General features: G+C 57.1%; 24 protein-coding genes. 5 read left to right on the top strand and 19 right to left on the bottom strand.

The genetic code is table 11. From position 1 onward, the window contains the following. Nucleotides 1-7: 7 nt before the first annotated feature. Genes rplR through rpsH form a run of 3 tightly spaced genes read right to left on the bottom strand, consistent with a single transcriptional unit; the run spans nucleotide 8 to nucleotide 1,369 of the window. Nucleotides 8-412, bottom strand: a complete 405-nt coding sequence (gene rplR / locus ACXZ66_RS02825) for a 50S ribosomal protein L18 (RefSeq protein WP_458750340.1) — start codon at nucleotides 410-412, stop codon at nucleotides 8-10. Between the two features lie 3 nt (nucleotides 413-415). Then, on the bottom strand, nucleotides 416-952 hold the full coding sequence (gene rplF, locus ACXZ66_RS02820; RefSeq protein ID WP_458750339.1) for a 50S ribosomal protein L6: 537 nt from the start codon (nucleotides 950-952) through the stop codon (nucleotides 416-418). An 18-nt stretch (nucleotides 953-970) separates the two neighbouring features. After that, nucleotides 971-1,369 (bottom strand): 30S ribosomal protein S8, encoded by a 399-nt coding sequence (rpsH, locus tag ACXZ66_RS02815; RefSeq protein WP_458750338.1) that lies wholly within the window; start codon nucleotides 1,367-1,369, stop codon nucleotides 971-973. Nucleotides 1,370-1,750: 381 nt separating this feature from the next. Here rpsH and ACXZ66_RS02810 point away from each other — a divergent pair, with 381 nt between their 5' ends. The 3 genes from ACXZ66_RS02810 to fdhD are packed head-to-tail and all read left to right on the top strand — an operon-like array spanning nucleotide 1,751 to nucleotide 5,209. Further along, a complete protein-coding gene (locus ACXZ66_RS02810; protein ID WP_458750337.1) occupies nucleotides 1,751-4,048 on the top strand; it encodes an FdhF/YdeP family oxidoreductase in 2,298 nt (765 codons plus the stop codon). Between the two features lie 7 nt (nucleotides 4,049-4,055). Next, the gene (locus ACXZ66_RS02805; RefSeq protein WP_458750336.1) at nucleotides 4,056-4,343 is read left to right on the top strand and encodes a DUF6457 domain-containing protein; all 288 of its coding nucleotides are present in this window, start codon (nucleotides 4,056-4,058) and stop codon (nucleotides 4,341-4,343) included. After that, nucleotides 4,340-5,209, top strand: a complete 870-nt coding sequence (gene fdhD, locus ACXZ66_RS02800) for a formate dehydrogenase accessory sulfurtransferase FdhD (protein WP_458751246.1) — start codon at nucleotides 4,340-4,342, stop codon at nucleotides 5,207-5,209. The genes ACXZ66_RS02805 and fdhD overlap by 4 nt, the downstream gene beginning before the upstream one ends. On the opposite strand, the gene ACXZ66_RS02795 is transcribed toward fdhD, so the two are convergent. Further along, on the bottom strand, nucleotides 5,198-5,926 hold the full coding sequence (locus tag ACXZ66_RS02795) for a DUF2786 domain-containing protein (protein WP_458750335.1): 729 nt from the start codon (nucleotides 5,924-5,926) through the stop codon (nucleotides 5,198-5,200). The two genes, fdhD and ACXZ66_RS02795, sit on opposite strands and share 12 nt — an antisense overlap. A 139-nt stretch (nucleotides 5,927-6,065) precedes the next feature. Then, complete coding sequence (locus ACXZ66_RS02790) at nucleotides 6,066-6,857, bottom strand: formate/nitrite transporter family protein (protein ID WP_458750334.1); 792 nt, start codon at nucleotides 6,855-6,857, stop codon at nucleotides 6,066-6,068. 255 nt (nucleotides 6,858-7,112) lie between these two features. Here ACXZ66_RS02790 and ACXZ66_RS02785 point away from each other — a divergent pair, with 255 nt between their 5' ends. Continuing rightward, a complete protein-coding gene (locus ACXZ66_RS02785) occupies nucleotides 7,113-8,351 on the top strand; it encodes an amidohydrolase (protein ID WP_458750332.1) in 1,239 nt (412 codons plus the stop codon). 3 nt (nucleotides 8,352-8,354) lie between these two features. Then, complete coding sequence (locus tag ACXZ66_RS02780; protein ID WP_458750331.1) at nucleotides 8,355-10,001, top strand: MFS transporter; 1,647 nt, start codon at nucleotides 8,355-8,357, stop codon at nucleotides 9,999-10,001. Nucleotides 10,002-10,099: 98 nt separating this feature from the next. Here ACXZ66_RS02780 and rplE read toward each other — a convergent pair whose 3' ends face one another. From rplE to rplC, 14 genes are all read right to left on the bottom strand, one after another. After that, nucleotides 10,100-10,678 (bottom strand): 50S ribosomal protein L5, encoded by a 579-nt coding sequence (rplE, locus tag ACXZ66_RS02775; protein ID WP_018297768.1) that lies wholly within the window; start codon nucleotides 10,676-10,678, stop codon nucleotides 10,100-10,102. 1 nt (nucleotide 10,679) lies between these two features. Then, nucleotides 10,680-10,994, bottom strand: a complete 315-nt coding sequence (gene rplX / locus ACXZ66_RS02770) for a 50S ribosomal protein L24 (RefSeq protein WP_458750330.1) — start codon at nucleotides 10,992-10,994, stop codon at nucleotides 10,680-10,682. Nucleotides 10,995-10,998: 4 nt separating this feature from the next. Then, nucleotides 10,999-11,367, bottom strand: a complete 369-nt coding sequence (gene rplN / locus ACXZ66_RS02765; protein ID WP_458750328.1) for a 50S ribosomal protein L14 — start codon at nucleotides 11,365-11,367, stop codon at nucleotides 10,999-11,001. A gap of 228 nt (nucleotides 11,368-11,595) precedes the next feature. After that, entirely contained in the window at nucleotides 11,596-12,540 is a 945-nt protein-coding gene (locus ACXZ66_RS02760) for a hypothetical protein (RefSeq protein ID WP_458750327.1), read from the bottom strand. 236 nt (nucleotides 12,541-12,776) lie between these two features. Then, on the bottom strand, nucleotides 12,777-13,058 hold the full coding sequence (gene rpsQ, locus ACXZ66_RS02755) for a 30S ribosomal protein S17 (RefSeq protein WP_458750325.1): 282 nt from the start codon (nucleotides 13,056-13,058) through the stop codon (nucleotides 12,777-12,779). A 2-nt stretch (nucleotides 13,059-13,060) separates the two neighbouring features. Beyond that, complete coding sequence (gene rpmC, locus ACXZ66_RS02750) at nucleotides 13,061-13,291, bottom strand: 50S ribosomal protein L29 (protein ID WP_458750323.1); 231 nt, start codon at nucleotides 13,289-13,291, stop codon at nucleotides 13,061-13,063. Beyond that, on the bottom strand, nucleotides 13,291-13,707 hold the full coding sequence (gene rplP, locus ACXZ66_RS02745; protein WP_018297774.1) for a 50S ribosomal protein L16: 417 nt from the start codon (nucleotides 13,705-13,707) through the stop codon (nucleotides 13,291-13,293). The genes rpmC and rplP overlap by 1 nt, the downstream gene beginning before the upstream one ends. 6 nt (nucleotides 13,708-13,713) lie before the next feature. Further along, nucleotides 13,714-14,460, bottom strand: coding sequence for a 30S ribosomal protein S3 (gene rpsC, locus ACXZ66_RS02740; protein WP_018297775.1), 747 nt, complete (start codon nucleotides 14,458-14,460; stop codon nucleotides 13,714-13,716). Beyond that, entirely contained in the window at nucleotides 14,460-14,822 is a 363-nt protein-coding gene (gene rplV / locus ACXZ66_RS02735; protein ID WP_458750321.1) for a 50S ribosomal protein L22, read from the bottom strand. Before rplV ends, rpsC begins: the two co-directional genes overlap by 1 nt. Nucleotides 14,823-14,825: 3 nt before the next feature. After that, on the bottom strand, nucleotides 14,826-15,101 hold the full coding sequence (gene rpsS / locus ACXZ66_RS02730; RefSeq protein WP_458750320.1) for a 30S ribosomal protein S19: 276 nt from the start codon (nucleotides 15,099-15,101) through the stop codon (nucleotides 14,826-14,828). A 16-nt stretch (nucleotides 15,102-15,117) separates the two neighbouring features. Then, complete coding sequence (gene rplB / locus ACXZ66_RS02725) at nucleotides 15,118-15,951, bottom strand: 50S ribosomal protein L2 (RefSeq protein ID WP_458750319.1); 834 nt, start codon at nucleotides 15,949-15,951, stop codon at nucleotides 15,118-15,120. A gap of 38 nt (nucleotides 15,952-15,989) precedes the next feature. Beyond that, complete coding sequence (gene rplW / locus ACXZ66_RS02720; protein ID WP_458750318.1) at nucleotides 15,990-16,295, bottom strand: 50S ribosomal protein L23; 306 nt, start codon at nucleotides 16,293-16,295, stop codon at nucleotides 15,990-15,992. Continuing rightward, complete coding sequence (gene rplD / locus ACXZ66_RS02715; RefSeq protein WP_458750317.1) at nucleotides 16,295-16,957, bottom strand: 50S ribosomal protein L4; 663 nt, start codon at nucleotides 16,955-16,957, stop codon at nucleotides 16,295-16,297. Before rplD ends, rplW begins: the two co-directional genes overlap by 1 nt. Then, nucleotides 16,954-17,610, bottom strand: coding sequence for a 50S ribosomal protein L3 (gene rplC / locus ACXZ66_RS02710; protein ID WP_458750316.1), 657 nt, complete (start codon nucleotides 17,608-17,610; stop codon nucleotides 16,954-16,956). The genes rplD and rplC overlap by 4 nt, the downstream gene beginning before the upstream one ends. Nucleotides 17,611-17,626 lie beyond the last annotated feature (16 nt).

Genomic DNA, 17,626 nt, shown 5'->3' with positions numbered 1-17,626 from the left:
TTAGTCATTAGAACTTCAGTCCACCTTCACGAGCTGCGTCTGCAAGCGCTGCGACGCGACCATGGTACTTGTAGCCAGCGCGGTCGAATACGACCTGCTCGATGCCGGCTTCCTTTGCGCGCTCAGCGATGAGCTGGCCGACCTTTGCTGCCTTGGCCTTCTTGTCGCCCTCGGTGGAGCGCACATCTGCTTCCATGGAGGAAGCGGAAACCAGGGTGTGGCCTGCCAGGTCGTCGATGACCTGAACGTGCATGTGGCGGGAGCTGCGGTGCACAACGAGACGTGGAGCCTCTGGGGTGCCGCGCAGGGTCTTGCGAATGCGGAAGTGGCGACGTGCGCGAGCCTCGCGGCGGCGGGACGAGATGTCCTTGCCAACCGGGGTGCGCTTGGTGTTCTCTGCAGTGTTGCTCATTGCTTACTTACCCGTCTTTCCGACCTTGCGACGAATCTGCTCGCCCGCGTAACGGATACCCTTACCCTTGTAAGGATCGTCCTTGCGCAGACGGCGGATGTTCGCAGCAATTTGGCCTACCAGCTGCTTGTCAATGCCCTCGATAGAGAGCTTGGTGTTGCCGTCAACAGCGAAAGTGATGCCTTCAGGCGCTTCGATGAGGACCGGGTGCGAGTAGCCGAGGGCGAACTCAAGGTTCTTGCCCTTCAGCGCCACACGGTAGCCAACGCCGAAGATCTCCATGTTGATCTTGTAACCCTCGGTGACGCCAACAACCATGTTGTTGACCAGCGAGCGGGACAGACCGTGGAGGGAGCGGTTGGTGCGGTGGTCATCCGGACGGGTGACCACGATTTCATTTTCCTCGACAGCAACGGAGATCGGAGCTGGAACGACGTAAGACAGGGTGCCCTTAGGACCCTTGACTTCTACGTTCTGGCCGTCGATCTTGGTTTCAACGCCCTTAGGGATTGCGATAGGTGCCTTACCTACACGTGACATATTGTTCTACCTCCCTATTTACCAGACGTAAGCGAGGACTTCCCCGCCTACGCCTTTCTCGCGAGCCTGACGATCGGTCAGGAGGCCCTGGGACGTGGAGATGATAGCCACGCCCAGGCCGCCGATAACCTCAGGCAGGTTGGTGGACTTTGCGTACACGCGCAGACCAGGCTTGGAAACACGGCGCAGGCCAGCAATGGATGCTTGGCGAGTTGGGCCGTACTTCAGCTCGAGGGACAGGGTCTTGCCGACCTTTGCGTCCTCGACCTTGTAGTCAGCGATGTAGCCCTCTTGCTTCAGGATCTCGGCGATGTTCGCCTTGATCTTAGAAGAAGGCATGGACACGGTGTCGTGGTGCGCATTGTTTGCGTTGCGCACGCGGGACAGCATATCCGCGATTGGATCTGTCATGGTCATGGAATTGACCGTTACCTTTCTCGTTACGGTTCCTTCCCCACCTGACCCATATAATTAAATAATTAGGTCGCGTTATCCGTGTGGTCTGTCGGGGGCTACTTACGCTCCGCGCGCTCAATAACGCGTGGTGCTCGCTGCCCAATCCATACACTCGGTCCGCATGTCGGCGAGGGGCCTGCAACAAAGTTGGAATCATATGTACTTTGAGGATTCGTGGCGCGCTACAATAGCACGCACTAATCCGCCGACCAACGTTACACGTACATTAACGCAGGACAAAATCGCCTTTTCGCTTGTCGACGAGTTCCTTGGCCACTGCCAGCCAGCTGGTTTCCATTTCAACTGTTTTCACCCGACTATTTCTTAAGTAAGCTTCGGCTTATGTCTACTCCGACGGAAATTTCACGCTCGAATCCGGTTGCCAATCGTTTTGATAATCCGCGGATCGGCCACCGCACCACCGCTGCTGCGGGTCTCGAAGGCGTCTACCACGCCATGGCCCACGCCGTCCCAGCCCACGCTGTAATGCCCCTACTCACCTTGAATAAACACGGCGGCGTTGACTGTCCTGGGTGCGCCTGGCCAGAGCCACCCCAGGGTGAGCTTGGCATCGTGGAATTTTGCGAGAACGGCGCCAAGGCGATCGCTCAGGAGACCACCCCGAAGCGGGTATCTCGGGAATTCTTCGCCTCTACTCCCATTGAGAAGCTGCGCGAGATGACCGATTACGAGCTTGACCAGTTGGGTCGCTTGCAAGAGCCAATGTTCTACGACCGTTCCAGCGGCACCGAAACATACCGGCCAATTTCCTGGTCTGAAGCCTTCTCCATGATTGCGGAGCAGCTCAAAAACACCGATCCTGATCGCGCGCACTTCTACACCTCAGGCACCGCGGTCAATGAGTCCGCCTACGCAATTGGTCTGCTTGGTCGCAGAATGGGCACCAACAACCTGCCTGACTGCGCCAATATGTGCCATGATTCCACTGGTATTGCTTTGGCGAACATGGTCGGCGTGGGCAAGGGCACCGGCACCATGCAGGATCTACATAACACTGACCTGATTATCTCGGTGGGCCAGAACCCTGGCACCAATCACCCGCGCTCGTTGACGGCATTCCACAAGCAGAAGGTCAACGGCGGCAAGATGATCGCCATTAACCCCATGCCTGAGACCGGCCTGATGAAGTTCAAGGAACCCCAGTCGGTCAAGGGTGCGCTGAACATTCCCAACAAGCTGGCCGATGAGTACGTTCAGGTCCGCCTCGACGGCGACCGTGCCTTGTTCCAGCAGATCAACCGCGAGCTGATTCGCCGAGATTTGCTCGACCACACCTTCTTGGACACCTTCTGCTCGAACGTGGACGAGACCATTTCTTACCTCAACTCGCTCGATGACGCCGCCCTAGAGCGCGGTTCCGGCATCAAGCAGGCCCAGGTAAAAACGATCGTCGACTATGTTGAGAAGGCCGAAACGATCACCTTGTGCTGGACGCTCGGGGTGACCCAGCACAAGAATGCCGTCAACACCATCCAGGAGATGATGAACTTCCTGCTTCTGACCGGCAATATTGGCAAGCCCGGCGCGGGGTCCTTCCCCTTCCGCGGTCACTCGAATGTCCAGGGCGACCGCACGATGGGTATTTCCGAGAAGATGCCCGAGTGGTTCCTGTCCAACCTGGAGAAGGAATTCGGCTTTGACGTTCCTCGCGAGCACGGACGGAGCTCGGTGGAAACGGCCATGGCGTTGCGCGACGGCAAGAGTGATTTCTTCCTCTCCCTCGGTGGCAACTATGTCCGCGCAATCTCGGATACCACCGCGGTAGAAGACGGCATGTCTAAGAACCAGATGACAGTGCACCTATTAACCAAGCTCAATGCCACCTGCGCATGGCCTGGCGACAAGGGCCTGATCCTCCCCGTTCGTTCGCGCACGGATTATGACCCGCAGAAATCCGGCCCACAGATGACCTCTGTTGAGGCCTCGGACTCGAAAGTTTCAGGTTCTCGCCCGAAGCGCAAGGCCAACAAGGACCTAGATCTCAAGTCCGAGGTCGACATCATCTGCTCCATCGGCCGCGAGACCTTCGGCGACGATTTTTGGCAGCCAATGATCGACGACTACGGCGTCATCCGCGATCACATCGCCAACACCATCCCAGGTTTCGAGAACTACAACGAGCGCCTCAAGCGCCCCGGCGGCTTCATGTTGCCGCACGCAGCCCGCGAGCGCATCTTCAACACCTCGGACGGCAAGGCGCAGCTGACCATCAACCCCACAAACACAATTGAGCTTCGCGACGATCAGCTGTTGCTCTCTACCGTGCGTGGCCACGACCAGTACAACACCATTTCCTATGGCTTAGATGATCGCTACCGGGGAGTCCGCGGTGGCCGTCGCGTGTTGTTCATTAACAAGGCCGACTTGGTCAAGCGTGGCCTCAAGGACGGCGACCTGGTCGATGTCGTTTCTGTCTACAAATCCGGCGAGCGTCGCGCGAAGAACTTCCGCCTGGTCGAATACGACCACGCGGTTGATTGCGTAACCGGCTACTTCCCCGAGCTCAACATCCTTGTCCCGTTGGAGGAGCACGCTCACGGCTCCGAGACTCCGGTCTCGAAGTCTCTGGTAGTACACCTGGAGCCACTGGGAGTAAACGCCAACGACCGGAAGGGATAGTGATTCCATGGCAAAAGATAGCCCCGAAGAAATTAAATCGACCCACGAATGGTTGAACGAAGCATCAACTGCTCTGGGGATCTCCCCCGAGGTCACACGCTTGCTTGTGGGTGATCTTTTGGATCTGACCAGGAATGTCGCGCACGGCCCTTCTCGGGCGGCGGCTCCGGTAACTGCGTTCCTGGTTGGCATGGCAACTGCCTCGAATAAGGGTGCTTCCGACGAGCAAGTGGTGGCCGAGGTGCGAGAAAAGATTGCACTGATCAATTCGATTCTTGAGGAGTACAGCAGATAGTGGGACGGATTAACCGAAACTTCGCGGTTACCAAGGTCACTCTCGACGGCGACGCATATACCGTGGACACACGAGCAGATACCGTCTCGGTGGAGGAACCTCTGGAAATCCGCGATAACGGTCGCACCCTGACCACCACGATGCGTACACCTGGCCACGATATCGAGCTTGCCCACGGGTGGCTCTACGGCGAAGGAATTATCACCGACCCGGCCGAAATTTCCACCGCACGTTACTGCGCGGGGGCAACTGGGCCCGACGGGCAGAACACCTATAACGTGCTCGACCTCAACCTGGTCACCCAGGCTAACCAGCCCCGCGAGGTTGACCCGAAGTTCATTCGGCTTAGCCCAACCACCAGCGCTTGCGGGGTCTGCGGAACCTCGTCGATCGATGAGATCATGGACAAAACTCATGCACCCATCGAGCCCATTGCCTTGGACCCGGCTCTTGTGATGGCACTGCCCGACAAGCTGCGTGAAGGACAAAAGCAGTTCCGCAAAACTGGTGGAATTCATGCAGCAGGAGCCTTTGACCTTGAGGGAAATCCGATTGTGATCCACGAGGATATTGGCCGGCACAACGCAGCCGATAAGGTCATCGGCCACCTACTCATGGAAGGCCTCCTGCCAGCCAAAAACCTCATCCTAGTAATGAGTTCACGCGCTTCCTTCGAGCTTGTGCAAAAGGCAGTGATGGCCGGCTTCCCAGCTCTTGTCGCGGTCTCTGCGGCATCGTCACTTGCTGTGGAATTATCGCGCGAGGCAAACATGGCACTGGTCGGCTTTGCTCGCCCGGGCCGGTTCAATCTCTACTCGGGTGAGCTCGCGCGACCTGAGAAATCCGCCGCCAAATCAGCGGGGTAAGGCCGCACGGTTTCTTAGTCGCGTCTGCCCGATGTCGCTGCCATTTCCCGCATTGACCCCCTGAAAATACGAGTCGGTGTCCATGGAACGCCGGGATTTCGACGAGGCCAAGGTGATCCCCTCGGCTTCTGCGAAAGCGGCACGGGCTTCCTCGGCTTTCACGGCGTCGTCGATAAGCGCTACTGCGTAACCGCTTGATGAATTCGACATTGTCTTCTCCGCTTGGCGGAGGCGCTCGCCTACCCGGCTGGCGAAACCGACCATGAAGGATCGCCTGGCGACGATGACGGAGACTCCCAACTCGGTCTGCGCGCGGACGTTTTTGGCCTGCGCAATCATTTGCGCATTGAGCAGCGTAAATAGCAGGTCCACGCGATCGAGGTGACGCTCGGTGCCGAACACCATCATCTGTTTGACCTTCGTGGAGCGGTAGGTGCCGGAGGAAAAGGCGACGCAATGCAGTCCATGAACGATGCTGTTGAGTAGGTAGGCCTGCATATCTGTGTAGGCACCGCTAAAAGCGAAGGTCTTCCTGCCGACGTTGTCGGCGTCTTGCTGCGTGCTGAGATCGCGCTCGTCGAACCCATAGGAAGCCATGAGGGCAAATGCCTTGTCATAGAAGGCGTCTCCCTCGGGTGTTCCCTCGCGGTCCGCTGCTTGATTGAGTAGTTTTTGTACTCGCTCTTTGATCTTGTTTGTTGCACTTGTGTGTGTCATGTGTCCCCCCGGACCCCGAATTTATAGCTACTTTCTGGCTGCCTATTTTCTACCCCTTTGACCGACAGAGTGGCAAAAATGTGGGATTCCTGTGGAAAACAACATTTCCACGCCCGAAAGGGGGCTGCAAGAGGGGCTGCTAGTCCGTGTAGGCGGTCTTTGTTTTGTTTAGCCATGCATACACTCCGCCAATCAGTAGGCCACCACCGATAAAGTTCCCCAGCCAGACAACGGCCCAGTTGATGGCCACGTTGGAAACGGTCATCGCACTAGGAAGCGGGTTCGAGCCAAACATAGTAATGGTCATTAGCGAGAAGTTTGCAATCACGTGCTCGAGACCCAGCCCGACGAAGATAGCAATAATGGGCACGATGACGAAGAATTTCGACACGAAATCCTTCGCAAACAACGCCCCCACGACGCCCATATTGACCACGAAGTTCGCGGCGATGGCCTCGACGAAGGCCTGGAGGGGCTCCTTTTCCAGCTTTCCCTGAGAAAGAGTAGAGATCAGGTGATTCGGGTCCATCGAGGCGAATTTTGCGGAATAGCCCAGGATCGCGGCGATGATGACAGCTCCGAGAAGGTTGAAGATCGTCGTAGCTACGACAAACCAGACTGCCTTGCCCCAACCGATTTGTTTCGTTGTTGCTCCGTAAGAAGCAAACATCATGTTTCCGGTAGCGAGGTCAGCGTTGAGGATAACAATGGAGAACAGGCCCAAGCCGAAAAGGAACGCAAAGACGACGCTGCCCAACCCATGGCCAGGGTTTGCTGATTCGACGGCTTGGCCCACCACACCGGCGAAGCCCGTGCCCAGCGTGAGGTAGACACCCGCGAGGATCGCGCGCACAGCAAAACGCGGGAAGTCCTTATCTAGCAGTTCTACTTTCTTACTCACCGCTGCTTCCGCGATCTCATTGAGTGCCATCTTTGCTCCCGTCAACTTTCAATTATCTTCACCATTAAAGCACCCCTTTTAACAAGCCTCAATAAATAATATCTACTATATTTTTGCCCCCGAAAGGGGTCCCAAGGTAACACCTCGTATTTGTTCACAAAGCAGAATGACGGGGCCGGATCTAGGCTTGGACCTGTATGGGGGCAAGGTAAAAGTGATGGTAAACCCTTGTTTTATGTTCCCATGCGCAAATTTCAGATGAATGAATTTTACGGAAGGGTAACAATGAGTAACACCGCTCTTACCAAGATTCTGTCCGATATGGACAGCACTCGTTCCGAGCGCGAAGAACTGCTGAAGTTCTTTCACCAGCACCCTGAGCTATCCCTGCAAGAGTATGAAACCTCTGCACGAATCCGTAGCGAGCTTGAAGCTGCGGGCATCGAGGTGCACACGGTCGGCAAAACTGGTCTCGTCGCAATCGTCGAAAATGGCGAGGGTCCAGTCGTAGCTATGCGTGGCGACATTGACGCTCTCCCCGTCAAAGAAGTCTCCGGCAAGGAGTATGCCTCTACTGCTGAGCAGGTCGACGAGCGCAGTGGCGAGAACTTCGCCGTTTCCCATGCTTGCGGCCATGACTTCCACATCATGAGTCTGCTGACGGCGCTGAAGTTCTTCAACGCACACAAGGATTCCTGGGCTGGCACCTACGTCGGTGTCTTCCAGCCAGCAGAAGAGATCGCAGCTGGCGCGCAGGAAATGGTCGACGAAGGCATCGCTGACGTTATGCCAAAGCCTGACGTCTACCTTGGCCAGCACGTTGTTGCTGTCACCCCTGGTGGAACCGTGGCAAGCAAGCCTGGAACCATCTTCACCGCCGCATCGTCGATTCGCATCAAAGTCTTCGGCAAGGGCTCCCATGGCTCCATGCCACAGCTCAGCGTTGACCCAGTGGTTCTCGCGTCCACCATCGTGACCCGCCTGCAAACCATCGTCGGCCGCGAAATTGCTCCGAACGACATGGCAGTAGTTACCGTGGGTGCACTGCACGCCGGCACCAAGTCGAACATCATCCCGGATGACGCCGAATTTCTGGTCAACACTCGCGCATACGACAAGGACGTCGAAGCACACATGCACGAGGCAATCGAGCGCATCGTTCGCGCTGAGTGCGTGGCAGCTCGCTCCCCTAAGGAGCCAGAGTTCGAGTACTACGACATCTACCCACTGACCTCCAACGACCAGGAGCCGTATGAGCAGGTGCGCGCAGCTTTCGACGAGTTCTTCGGCGAAGATTCTCTCGACATCGATCCTGTCTCGGCATCGGAAGACTTCTCCATCGTGCCTGATTCCATGAACGTGCCTTACGTCTACTGGTGCGTTGGTGGCTTCGAGGATTGGAAGAACGCCCCAGGCAATCACAACCCAGCTTTCGCCCCTGACCTGCAGCCAACGCTCGACCGAGGTGTCGAAGCTGCCGTTGTTGCTGCTTCTCCATGGCTAGTCAAGAAAGAGGATGCATAAAACATGACCACAACAATGAAACGTGCGACCGAGTTCAAGGGCAATGACTCTGCCCTGCTCGGTATCGTGCTTGCCGTTATCACCTTCTGGCTTTTTGCTCAGACCACCCTCAACATCGGCCCGGCAATCGGTGACGACATCGGTACCCCACCGGCCGTCATGAACATCGCGATCTCCCTGTCCGCACTGTTTTCCGGCATGTTCATCGTCGTGGCCGGTGGCTTCGCCGATAAGGTCGGCCGCGTCAAGATTGCTACTTTGGGCAACATCCTGGGTATCATCGGTTCCCTCCTCGTTGGCCTAGCCGGTGGCCCAGCAGCACTTGCTACCACCATGCTCATCGCCGGCCGTATCCTCCAGGGCCTGTCGGCGGCATGCATCATGCCTTCCACGATGGCCCTTCTGAAGACCTACTGGCAGGGCAAGGAGCGTCAGCGCGCCGTGTCCATGTGGTCCATCGGTTCTTGGGGTGGCTCCGGCCTGGCAGCTCTCTTCGGTGGCTTTATGGCAGCCACCCCACTGGGCTGGCGCTCCATCTTCTTGATCTCCGCAGTTATCTCGGTCATCTCCATCATGCTGATGCGCCAAATCCCAGAGGATGCTCCTGCGAAGGACTCCAACAAGAAGACCGACTACCCAGGCATCATCTCCCTGGCTCTATTCGTTCTGACCCTGCTGCTCGTGATCACCCAGGGCTCCACGATCGGGTGGACCAGCTGGATCACCTGGGCACTTATCGTGATCTGCATTGCTTCGCTGACCTGGTTTATCAAGGTAGAGCTAGGCAACCCGGACGCTCTGGTTGATTTCGACCTGTTCAAGAACCCAGTCTTCACCGGCGCAACCGTGTCGAACTTCCTGATCAACGCAACCGCGGGATTGATCCCAGTCTCCCTCTGGGTGATGCAGGGTGCCGCAGGCTGGTCTGCAGCTCAGTCCGGCTACCTCACCATTGGCTATGCACTGTTTATCATCGTGTTCATCCGCGTTGGTGAGAAGCTGCTGCAGCGTTACGGTAACAAGAAGCCCATGGTCTGGGGTGCAAGCATCGTGGCCGTGGGCGTCGCATTGCTGATGTTCACCAACACCATGACAGGCACCTACGTTGTTCTCGCCGTTATTGCTTACTGTCTGTTCGGCCTGGGTCTTGCGTTCTACGCCACCCCATCGACCGACGCGGCCTTGAGCGCTCTTCCCGACGAAAAGGCGGGCTCCGGCTCGGGTGTGTACAAGATGGCATCTTCTTTGGGCGCTGCTTTCGGTGCAGCAATTCCTACCTCGATCTTCACCGCAATGCAGACCTCCGGTTCCTCCGTCCTGGGCAACGTCCTCCAGTTCTCCGGACGCCAAGATAACGTCCTGGTGCGTGAAGCAGGCATGGTTGCGATGGGCGTCATCTTGATCATGGCTCTGATCGCGCTGGCATCGATTATCATCTTGATCCCTGCAGACGCAGGCAAGAAGAAGTCCGAGAACGCAGAAACCAAGCCAGAAGAGTTGCTACACGCAGCGGAAGAAGAACTCGAAGCTGCAGAAGCACGTCTGGTTAAGGCAACCGAAGATGAAAAGGCCGCACGCGTCAAGCTTGCGGAAGCCCAGCAGGCTGCAGCAGAGCTAGGCACTGGATCAGCAACCGCTGCTGCCAAGTAGTTTGAATAAGTAGCGGCATAACCAAAAACAGCGCCCTTCCTCTCCGAATGAAATCGGTGAGGAAGGGCGCTGTTTTTTCGTCGAGAAGCGAGCGAGGCTTATGCCTGCTGCATCTTGCCGTCCTTGTCCTTGAATGGGAATCCAAGGTGGCGGAGCAGAGCGCGGCCTTCTTCATTGTTGGTCGCGGTGGTAACAACGGTGATGTCCATACCGCGTGGGCGGTCGATCTTGTCAACGTCGATTTCGTAGAACATGGTCTGCTCGGTCAAGCCGAAGGTGTAGTTGCCATGTCCGTCGAACTGCTGGTCCGACAGGCCGCGGAAGTCGCGGATACGAGGAAGTGCAACCGTCAGCAGACGGTCCAGGAACTCCCACATACGGTCGCCGCGCAGGGTAACCTTTGCGCCGATTGGCATGCCTTCGCGGAGCTTGAAGTTAGCAATGGACTGCTTTGCGCGACGCAGCTGTGGCTTCTGGCCGGTGATCGCGGTGAGGTCTTCGAGAGCACCATTGATCATCTTGGAGTCACGTGCAGCATCGCCGACGCCCATGTTGACAACAATCTTGGTCAGGCCAGGGACCTGCATGACGTTGTCGTAGCCGAACTGCTCGCCCATCTTGCCGCGGATTTCTTCGCGGTACTGGGTCTTCAGGCGTGGTGTGTAGTTGTCAGCCATCTTAGATGTCCTCCCCGTTCGACTTAGCAACGCGAACCTTCTTGCCGTCTTCATCGAAGCGGTAAGACACGCGGGATGGGTTGCCATCGGTATCCAGGATCATCACGTTGGACACGTGGATTGGAGCTTCCTGGGTTACGATGCCGCCGGACTCAGCGCCACGCTCGTTGGCGGAGTTTGCGACGTGCTTCTTCACACGGTTAACGCCCTCAACGAGGACCTTGTCGCGCTTTGGGTAGGCCTCGATGACCTTGCCCTGAGCGCCCTTGTCTGGTCCGGAAATTACCTGAACCATGTCACCCTTTTTGATCTTCATAAGACTAGATCACCTCCGGTGCGAGAGAAACGATCTTCATGAACTTCTTGTCACGAAGCTCGCGAGCAACTGGGCCGAAGATACGGGTGCCACGTGGCTCAGAGTCATTCTTGATAAGTACGGCTGCATTCTCATCGAATGCAATGTAGGAGCCGTCTGCGCGACGGGTTTCCTTCTTGGTACGCACGATAACTGCGCGTACAACCTCGCCCGCCTTAACGTTGCCACCTGGGGCAGCGTCCTTGACGGAGGCGACGATGGTGTCGCCGATGCCGGCGAAGCGTCGAACAGATCCACCGAGGACGCGGATGCACTGAATTTCACGTGCACCAGTGTTATCGGCGACCTTCAGACGCGATTCTTGCTGAATCACTGTTGGTCTCCTGACCTGGATTATTGTGCGCCAGATTTCCGTCCTGTACGCACGTGGTCAATGTCTTCGAAGCTATGCTTTGCGACGAACTACTGTCGAAGGGTCTCGGCGTGGACGTTCGGAAATCAACGTCGCATGCCGACCAGCACAGACAACCAAGATATTAAACCACGCCGTTAGTGGCTTTTCCAAATCGTCTTTTCTGTGAATACGTGCCGTAACCTGAAATTATGCTACTATCCGCGCCTCTGGAAGATTCTGATGCACGATGCGCTCTTTGGTTGCCTCATCCAGTGGCGTGGCGTTGGTGGCTTGCTTAATTTCTACTTCGAGCAGTCCGTCGGTATTGCGCACAAGGACGGTTTTTACGCTGCTGTTTTCTGTCGCCGTCTCGGTGGCGTTCATGATTTCAGCCATCATTGTCAGCGACGGTCCAATGTCTGCGGCTTCCAATCGCTGGAGGCTGAGACGCGGGCTGTTATCGGCCTGGGTTTCAAAGTTGAGAATCGGTGCTGCATCGTAGACCGGCACATAGGCATCGATCAGCTCAGTGACGCGGCCTTGCTGCACGGCCATATTTTGCCAGCTATTGGCCACGGTGAACTCGATGCGATCAGACCTTGTCCCCTGCCCGGTATCAGCGTTATTTGCTACAACTTCGACATGCGAAATCCCCGGGACGGGTTGACTAAGCAGCTCGACCAACCAGGAGTTTGCCACGCGTGGGTCGATGCGATACGTCGTCGGTGGGTTATCGGATTCCACCCACCCGGTGAAGTAACTCGGGTCGAGCGGGTCTTTGGACCACTGGCCTTTGAGGAAATCGGCTGAGTCCTCAATTGCGATGCGGTCGGTGGGATCCACGGTGATGGTGACGGTGTAACCGCGCCAGGACTGAGACTTCACTTCACCTTCGACCTGGATATTTTTACCAGCTAGGTCTTGCTCGGCCTGGGCGAGTGTGTGATCTAGGGCTGCCTGGGCTCGTTCATCGGGGTTAGCTTGTTCGGTGGGTTTGTTGAATTGCCTCGCGATCACCCCCACGACCAAGAGTACGAGGACCAGGCTGATCAATACTGGCAGCAATTGTCGAGCCCTCGGTACTGATGTCGGCCCGGCGGTGCGATGTTCTGGTTGCTCCGGGGGATCTTGCTTGTTTTGCGGAGTCGTCATACCTCTCACCTAAGCAAACCTGGCGTGGCCTCGCAGTTTTTGCGCGGAATTTCACAGCTGGTTCCTGGAATCGACCACGCTGATTTAATGTGCACTTAAGCAAGCATAAATGGCTTATTTTTCGGGTTGGTCGATTCCAGTATCGACCACGCTGGTTTGGGGCAGCGCACAAGAACAGCAAAAGGCCCGCAACCGGGAAGGTTGCGGGCCAGCGCTCGTCGTAAAGCGAAAATGCTTTAGCGAGCCTTCTCTACGATCTCGATGAGACGGAAGTGCTTGTCCTTGGACAAAGGACGGGTCTCAGCGATGCGAACCAGGTCGCCGACGCCGGCAATCTGCTCCTCGTCGTGAGCCTTTACGCGCTTGTTCTTGCGCATAATCTTGCTGTACAGCGCGTGGGACTTGCGGTCCTCGAGCTGAACAACGATGGTCTTATCCATCTTGTCGGACACAACATAACCCTGACGGATCTTCTGTGCGCCCTTATCGGTGTTTTCAGTCACGTTAGCCTCACTCATGATTACGCCTCAGCTCCTGGAACAACCGACAGGCCGAGCTCACGCTCGCGCTGCACGGTGTAGATACGAGCAATGTTGCGCTTAACCGCGGAGATACGACGGTTATTGGTCAGCTGGCCGGTAGCAAGCTGGAAGCGCAGGTTGAACAGCTCTTCCTTTGCCTCGGTCAACTTTTCGGACAGTTCTTCCGGAGAGAGCTCACGGTATTCGTGTGCTGGGGTTCCTACAGCCATTAGTACTGGTCCTCCTTAGCGATAATGCGGACCTTCATTGGCAGCTTCTGAGCCGCGCGGCGCAGAGCCTCGGTAGCAGTTGCCTCATCTGGGTAGGACATCTCGAAGAGAATGCGGCCTGGCTTAACGTTAGCCACCCACTTCTCCACTGGGCCCTTACCGGAACCCATACGAACGCCGAGTGGCTTCTGGGTCAATGGACGGTCCGGGAAGATGGTGATCCAGACCTTGCCACCACGCTTGACGTGGCGGTTGATGGCAATACGGCCTGCCTCAATCTGACGGTTGGTTACGTACGCTGGCTCGAGAGCCTGGATTGCGTAGTCACCGAACTGAATCTTGTTGCCACCCTTGGACACACCAGAACGAGTCGGGCGGTGCTGGCGGCGGTACTTGACGCGCTTAGGGATAAGCATTGAGTCTTAGCCCTCCTTCTTCTGCTCTGCACGCTGGCGGCGCTGGCCACCACGGCGTGGGCGGCGATCACGATCACCACGGCCACGGCCTGCGGACGGTGCGTTGAGCTCGGACTCGCGAACGCCACCAACGACGTCGCCCTTGTAGATCCATACCTTCACGCCGATGCGGCCGAAGGTGGTGTGAGCCTCAGCGAAACCGTAATCGATCTCTGCACGCAAGGTGTGCAGAGGAACACGGCCCTCGTGGTAGCGCTCAACGCGGGACATTTCTGCGCCACCGAGACGGCCGGAGCAGAGCACCTTGATGCCCTTGACCTGTGGCTGACGCATTGCAGACTGGATGGACTTGCGCATTGCACGGCGGAATGCGACACGGTTAACCAGCTGCTCGGCGATCGACTGAGCAACGAGAGTTGCGTTAGCGTCGACGTTCTTGACCTCGAGGATGTTCAGAGCGACCATCTTGCCGGTGAGCTTTTCCAGCTCGCGGCGGATGCGATCTGCCTCTGCGCCACGGCGACCAATCACGATGCCCGGACGGGCGGTGTGAATGTCAACGCGGACGCGGTCACGGGTGCGCTCGATGACAACATCAGCGATACCAGCGCGGTCCAGGCCCTTGGACAGGAACTCGCGGATCTTGATGTCTTCAGCGACGTACTCGGAGTAGTTCTTATCGGCGTACCAGTGGGACTTCCAGTCAGCGGTAATACCCAGGCGGAGGCCGTGTGGGTGAATCTTCTGGCCCATTACTTGGCCCCTTCCTTCTGGCTTTCAACTACCGCAGTGATGTGGGAGGTGCGCTTGCGGATCTGGAACGCACGGCCCTGAGCGCGTGGCTGGAAGCGACGCATGGTTGGGCCTTCGTTGGCGTAGCACTCAGATACAACGAGGGTGCGTGGGTCCAGGCCGAAGTTGTTTTCAGCGTTGGCTGCTGCAGAAGCAACGACCTTGGCAACAGGCTTCGCTGCGCCCTGTGGTGCGTACTTCAGAATAGCCAGTGCCTCGGACACGGACTTGCCGCGAACGAGATCTAGGACGCGGTTGACCTTCATCTGAGAGATGCGGACGTACTTCGCGGTAGCGGTTGCGGAGGTGATTGTCTCACTCATCGCTTATCGACGTCCCTTCTGGTCCTTGACGTGACCCTTAAAGGTCTTGGTAGGTGCAAACTCACCGAGCTTGTGGCCAACCATTGCTTCATCGATGAACACTGGGACGTGCTTGCGACCGTCGTGGACGGCGAAAGTGTGGCCAATGAAATCAGGAAGAATGGTGGAACGGCGAGACCAGGTCTTGATGACCTGCTTGGTGCCCTTCTCGTTTTGAGCGTCTACCTTGTTGAGGAGGTGCTCATCGACGAACGGGCCCTTCTTTAGGCTGCGTGGCATGTCTGTTTACCTCCTCTTAGCGCTTGTTCGCACGACGACGTCGCACGATCATGTTGTTGGAATAACGGTTAGGGTTACGGGTACGGCCTTCCTTCTGGCCCCAAGGGGACACAGGGTGACGACCACCGGAAGTCTTACCTTCACCACCACCGTGTGGGTGATCCACAGGGTTCATGACAACACCGCGGACCGTTGGGCGCCAGCCCTTCCAGCGCATACGGCCGGCCTTACCCCAGCGGATGTTGATCTGGTCAGCGTTGCCGACCTCACCAACGGTTGCGCGGCAACGAATGTCCACGCGACGGATCTCGGAAGAAGGCATACGCAGAACTGCGTAGGAGCCTTCCTTACCAAGAAGCTGGATGGAAGCACCAGCGGAGCGAGCAAGCTTAGCGCCTGCGCCTGGCTTGAGCTCCACGGAGTGGATGGTGGTACCGGTTGGGATGTTGCGCAGTGGCAGGTTGTTGCCAACCTTGATATCTGCGTTCGGGCCCGACTCGAGAACCATGCCCTGCTTCAGGTTCTTAGGCGCAATGATGTAGCGCTTTTCACCGTCGTAGTAGTGCAGCAGTGCAATGTTTGCGGTGCGGTTTGGGTCGTACTCGATGTGAGCGACCTTTGCCAGCACGCCGTCCTTGTCATTACGACGGAAGTCGATGATGCGGTAACGACGCTTGTGTCCACCACCGCGGTGACGGGTGGTGATGTGGCCGTGAGAGTTACGACCACCCTTTTTCGGGAGCGGAGCCAGCAGGTTCTTTTCCGGAGTTGAGCGAGTGATCTCGCTGAACTCGGAAACAGAGCTGGCGCGGCGACCCGGAGTTGTCGGCTTGTACTTACGAATAGCCATAATTGTTCCTTGTCTTCGAAGTCTTCAGGTGGGAGGTCTTAAGCGACCGAGCCGCCGAAGACATCGATGGAGTCGCTGCCATCGCGGAGAGTTACGTATGCGCGCTTGGTGTCCTTACGCTTACCGAAACCGATGCGGGAGCGCTTGCGCTTGCCCTCACGGTTAACGGTGTTCACGGAAGCAACCTTGACGCCGAAAATCTCTTCCACGGCAATCTTGATCTGGGTCTTGTTTGCAGAACGGTCCACGAAGAACGTGTAGGTGTTCTGCTCCATCAGCGAGTAGGTCTTCTCAGAGAGGACCGGCGCGATGATGATTTCGCGAGCGTTCGAGGTGTTAGCCATTAGTTCTCCTCCTGCGCTTCTACTGCCTCAGCAGCGTTGCGGTTGGTGAACGTGTGCAGCGCCTCGACAGAGAACACAACATCGTCGGAGTTCAACACGTCGTAGGTGTTCAGCTGAGCTGGCTCGAGGATATGAACGTTTGGCAGGTTATTAGCGCTGCGACGTGCGTTCAAGTCCTCGCGGCCTACGACGAGCAGAACCGACTTGCGATCGGTCAACCGCTCGATGAAAGCGCGAGCTGCCTTGGTGGATGGGTCCTGGCCTGGAACGAGCTCCTCGACGACGTGGATACGTGCGTTGCGTGCGCGGTCGGTCAGGGCGCCAGCCAAAGCTGCCTTGATCATTTTCTTAGGGGTGCGCTGCGAGTAATCGCGTGGCACTGGGCCGTGGACAATGCCACCGCCGGTGTAGTGAGGTGCACGAATCGAGCCCTGACGAGCGCGACCGGTACCCTTCTGGCGGAATGGCTTACGGCCACCGCCACGAACCTCACCACGGGTCTTAACCTTGTGGGTACCCTGGCGTCCTGCAGCAAGCTGTGCGTTGACAACCTGGTGCATCAGTGGGATAGAAGCCTCACGGTCAAACAGGTCTGCCGGAAGTTCGACAGTGCCGTTGGTTGAACCGTCAGCAGTCTGGACATCTAGTGTCAGGTTGGTCATGCGTGAGCACCGCCCTTCACTGCGGTCTTGACGGTGACAACACTGCCCTTAGCACCAGGGATTGCACCCTTGATGAGGATCAGGTTGGACTCGCCGTCGATCTTCTGGATCTTCAGGTTCTGCGTGGTAACGCGGTTGTTACCCATGCGTCCTGCCATGCGGGTGCCCTTGAAAACGCGGCCCGGGGTGGCCGACTGGCCAATCGAACCAACGCGACGGTGCGCAGCCTGGTTACCGTGAGCGGCACCCTGGCCTGCGAAGCCGTGGCGCTTCATAGCACCTGCGTAGCCGTGGCCCTTGGTGGTACCGGTGACGTCAACGAAGGTCTCGCCTTCGAAGATATCAACGGTGAACTCCTGGCCCAGCTCGTAGCCGGAAACATCGTCCATGCGAAGTTCCGCTACGTAGCGACGAGGGGTAACGCCGGCCTTCTTGAAATGGCCAGCCTCTGGCTTGTTTGCCTTACGGGGATCCATCTCACCGTAGGCAATCTGGATGGCGTTGTAGCCATCGGTTTCGGTGGTGCGAATCTGGGTAACCACACATGGCCCAGCTTCGACGACGGTAACAGGGATAACCCGGTTTTCCTCGTCGAAGACCTGGGTCATGCCGAGCTTGGTGCCCAGAATGCCCTTGATCTCTGTGTTGTTCATTATTTGTTCTCCGCTA

The organism is Corynebacterium sp. S7 (assembly GCF_054401105.1).
Note: the sequence above shows the minus strand (reverse complement) of the source record. Positions and strands in the feature narration are given on the sequence as shown.